This is a genomic window from Streptococcus pluranimalium (assembly GCF_047785705.1).
GTDB lineage: Bacteria > Bacillota > Bacilli > Lactobacillales > Streptococcaceae > Streptococcus > Streptococcus pluranimalium_A.
Genome location: NZ_JBLOJV010000071.1, coordinates 1 through 2734, shown reverse-complemented (window position 1 = coordinate 2734; position 2734 = coordinate 1). Strand labels below are relative to the sequence as shown.

Here is a 2734-nt window from a genome sequence, read left to right as displayed (position 1 = left end):
ACAGGTTCTTAGCTTAATGATATCATCTTATCCTTAATCCATTCATCTTGCTCAAACATCACCTGATTAGTACCCAACATGGCTGACAATCATTTCAACCTTACCATCAAATTCCCAAGAAGTTACTTGATTAGGCAGGATAAAATGATCTCCCTTACGAATACAAAAGATACCATTATCAACGGTGATATGACCTTCTCCTCCAATAACACTGACTAATAAGTAGGGAGCTGTCTGCTGCATCGCGACTGAACGGCTAATCTTCCAGTGATAAACGGTAAAGAAGGGATTGGAAATCAAGAGCCTTGTCTCAAGACCACCAACAGCAAGCCTTGCAGGTGTCGTGTTTTGTGGAGCCCCAATCGAGGTGACATCAACCGACTGCACCAAGTGGAGTTCACGACGATTACCAGCATCGTCTTTACGATCAAAGTCATAAACCCGATAGGTCGTATCACTAGACTGCTGCGTCTCCAGAATCATGATACCTTCCCCAATAGCATGCATGGTACCGCTGGGAACATAGTAAAAATCACCTGCCTTAACAGGTACTCTTGTCAACAGACTGTCCCAATCCCCTACGACAATCATTTTTCTCAACTCTTCTTTTGACTTCGCCTGATGCCCATAAATAATTTCAGCACCTTCTTGGGCTGACAGAATATACCAGCATTCCGTCTTACCCAACTCACCCTCATGATTCATGGCATACTCATCATCTGGATGGACTTGCACACTAAGCCACTCATTAGCATCTAAAATTTTAGTCAACAAGGGAAAAACAGCCGTCTTTGGATTGCCAAAAACCTCTGGGTGATGGTGATACAAGTCATCCAATCCCATCCCTTTATAGGGACCATTTTTGACTTTGGAAACGCCATTTGGATGAGCTGAAATAGCCCAACACTCCCCTGTATTGTCCGACGGGATGACATAGCCATACTCTGTTGCTAGGCGATTGCCACCCCATATTTTCTCCTGCATCACTGGTTCTAAAAATAAAGGCTTAGCCATGTTATCTCCCTCTCAAAATAGCTTAGCTATAGTGGATTCAAAATTCTCTAGTTTCACTCACTATACTAGCTATCAATCCGTTACATTATAACGTTTTTTCATAAGCCTTTCAAGGCAAATGATGCTCCTAACGCTGGAAAGTCCCTAAAACAAGATTTTCCCTCAAAGCATAAAAAAAACGAGAGACCAGAACAGTTGTCCCGGTCTCTCTTAAAAAATAATCCTATTAAACCACTGTCTGATCTGCCATTGCTTTAGCAAGGGCAAAATTTCCAAGTGTCGCCGAACCATTTTCAGCAACTACTGGTGTCACGATATAGTCTGCGATATCAGGTACTGTCAGGTAGCCATTTAGGAGCATCGCAAATTGATCACATACACGACCTAGCATATGCTCTTGAGCCATAACCCCACCGCCAAAAACGATAAGCTGTGGACGGTAGAGAAGGGTCGCCTGAATAGCAGCTTGTGCGATATAATAAGCTTGAATATCCCAAACATCCGCATCTGGAGCAACCAACTCTCCACGGACACCCGTACGAGCCTCAAGCGATGGCCCTGCAGCGAGACCTTCAAGGCAGCCATTGTGGAAAGGACAAGTCCCTTGAAACCCATTAGCTATGTCACGAGAATAACGAGACACATATACATGACCCGCTTCAGTATGGCCAAGACCACCAATAAACTGACCTGATTGGATCGCCCCTGCACCAATACCTGTTCCAATCGTATAGTAAATCAAACGATCAATCCCTTCGCGTGCCAACACCTCCCCGTAGGCGGCGCTATTCACATCCGTTGTGACGTAAATGGGAATCTTAAACGCTTTAGCAATCAATCCTACCAAATCAATATTAGCCCAGTTTTCTTTGGGAGTCGTTGTGATATAGCCATAAGTTGGCGACTGTTGGTCAATATCAATGGGGCCAAATGACCCAATAGCAATACCTGCCAAGTCTTCTTCGTAACGCTTGAAAAATTCAACTGTGCGCTCAATCGTTTCAGAAGGTGTTGTGGTTGGAAACTGTGTCTTTTCCACTACTTGAAAATCACCATTCCCCACAGCACAGACAAATTTCGTGCCTCCAGCCTCTAAACTTCCGTATAACTTAGGCATAACTTCTCTTTTTCCTTTCCCAATTTGTAAAATTAAGCTAGACAGAAAAAAGCCATTGAAAAAAGCCATTTATGTTAGGCTCAGATAAACACCACATTTGTCTGAAAGGAACTAAGATAAATGACCTATACTCATCTTACCACAAATGAACTTGTTATGATAGAGGCATACTACCAAGAAGGTGCAACAGTCAGTGCTATTGTTGCGTCTTTGGGTCGATCAAAACAGATCATTTATAACGTCATACACTATCTTGAAGCAGGTCATTCAGCCTATGAATACTACGAGCGGTACAAAGCGAACAAAAAGCGTTGTGGACGTCGTAAAATACAGTTGACAAAATCTGTGCAGGCATTTATTCAACACTATTTAGAACGTGATTGGAGCCTTGATGTCATTAAAGGAACTTATCCCGATGCTATTCCCTGTTCTATGCGAACACTCTATCGTTTGGCTGATCGTAATATCTTTGACAAAGAAGACTTGCCCTGGAAAGGGAAACGAAAACCAAACGGCAAGAAAGAAATGCGTGGAAGGCAATCTTTTCGTAGAGACCTTCGTGAACGGGCCGACCTCTATCCAGATTTTGATACCGAATTTGGG

General features: G+C 43.1%; 3 protein-coding genes. 1 reads left to right on the top strand and 2 read right to left on the bottom strand.

Annotated features, from left to right (window positions below; all coding sequences use genetic code 11):
• Positions 1–66: 66 nt before the first annotated feature.
• The gene (gene manA / locus ACMZ6Z_RS09185) at positions 67–1014 is read right to left on the bottom strand and encodes a mannose-6-phosphate isomerase, class I (protein ID WP_416132230.1); all 948 of its coding nucleotides are present in this window, start codon (positions 1012–1014) and stop codon (positions 67–69) included.
• 226 nt (positions 1015–1240) lie between these two features.
• Complete coding sequence (scrK, locus tag ACMZ6Z_RS09180) at positions 1241–2131, bottom strand: fructokinase ScrK (RefSeq protein ID WP_416132229.1); 891 nt, start codon at positions 2129–2131, stop codon at positions 1241–1243.
• Positions 2132–2251: 120 nt separating this feature from the next.
• On the opposite strand from scrK, the gene ACMZ6Z_RS09175 reads away from it, so the two are divergent.
• Positions 2252–2734: transposase (locus ACMZ6Z_RS09175; protein WP_416132228.1), on the top strand; the 483-nt coding region annotated here is incomplete at its 3' end.

Bases quoted from the DNA above. Each gene is read 5' to 3' on its own strand.
- manA (WP_416132230.1), bottom strand. From the start codon at position 1,014: ATGGCTAAGCCTTTATTTTTAGAACCAGTGATGCAGGAGAAAATATGG.
- scrK (WP_416132229.1), bottom strand. From the start codon at position 2,131: ATGCCTAAGTTATACGGAAGTTTAGAGGCTGGAGGCACGAAATTTGTC.